1 protein-coding gene is annotated in these 1,101 nt (G+C 64.6%); it reads right to left on the bottom strand.

The annotated features are described in order from the left end of the window. Window positions 1–1,101 (bottom strand): calcium-binding protein (locus tag E6O51_RS21650; protein ID WP_136387108.1); only part of this gene is annotated, 1,101 nt, incomplete at both ends.

The raw sequence follows: 1,101 nt of genomic DNA, 5'->3' as shown, positions 1-1,101 counted from the left end.
GCAGCACGTTGTGCTTGGTCGAGGACGTGTCGCGGTCCGAACCGATCGTGTCCTGGCCGTCGCCATGCCCGAACAAATAGGTGTCGTTGCCCGCGGCCCCGTACAAATGGTCGTTGCCGGCCCCGCCATCGAGCACGTCGTCACCGGCTTCCCCGTACAGCGTGTCGTTGCCTTCGCCGCCGTACAGGTGGTCATTTCCGCTGCCGGCACTGATCGAGTCGTTCCCGCCCTGCCCGAAAATCTCGTCCCCGTCCGCCGTTCCGGCAATCCGCCCCGAACCGACAATCAGCCCCAGCGCTTTGAGGTGAGCCTGTGTGCCCGCATCGAGCGGCACTTCGCCCGCCCATGCCACGATCCGCTCGGCGCCGCTCCACCCCAGCGAAGCCAACGCATCGCCCTGGTATTTTTGCAGTTCGACCAGACCGAGCAATCCGTTGGCCGGGTCGTTGGCATACGCTTCGTCGAGCATCGCTTCCATGGCCGTGAAATCGAACTCGATCCCGTCTTCGCCTATCGTGAGCTGCACGGCGTCCAGATAGGTTTGCAGATGCCCCTGCACGGCCAGCGCCTCATACACCGATTGCTTGAGCGCGTCATACCCTTGCTGCAGGAAATCCAGTTGCCCCTGGGAGTACGACACCAGGAGCACCCGTTCCGGCCAGCCCAGCAGAATCGAGCCGCCGCCCGACGAACCCTCCGACAGCCCACGCACGCCGGCTTTGAGCGCCCCGCCGGCCGTCTCGGGCAGGTCGAAGAAGTATTGCCCGTTGAACGCTTCGAGCACGTGGATCTTGGTGCTCCATGCGGCCACGGCGTTCCGGAATTCCTGCGTCAGCAGCTCGTTTTCCGCGTCCGGCACGTAGCCGCTTTGCTGGATGTCGATCCGGTCTTCGGCCGGTATCAGGCTACGTGTGACATTGCCGATACTCTGGTAGAGGAATCCGAACTGGCCCGGCTGCCTTTCGTCCAGGCTTTCGGCCATGCCCGAGGTGTCGGCCCAGGCATCGAGCAGTTGGTCCAGGATCGTCCAGCGCGCTTCCCGCGTGCTGGCCTGGGTGAAGTCTTCGAGCAGGCCGGCCAACTGCGGGGAGAGGCTGGCCG

The organism is Pseudothauera rhizosphaerae (assembly GCF_004801305.1).
GTDB classification, from domain to species: Bacteria; Pseudomonadota; Gammaproteobacteria; order Burkholderiales; family Rhodocyclaceae; genus Pseudothauera; species Pseudothauera rhizosphaerae.
This window is presented reverse-complemented; position numbering and strand designations above follow the sequence as displayed.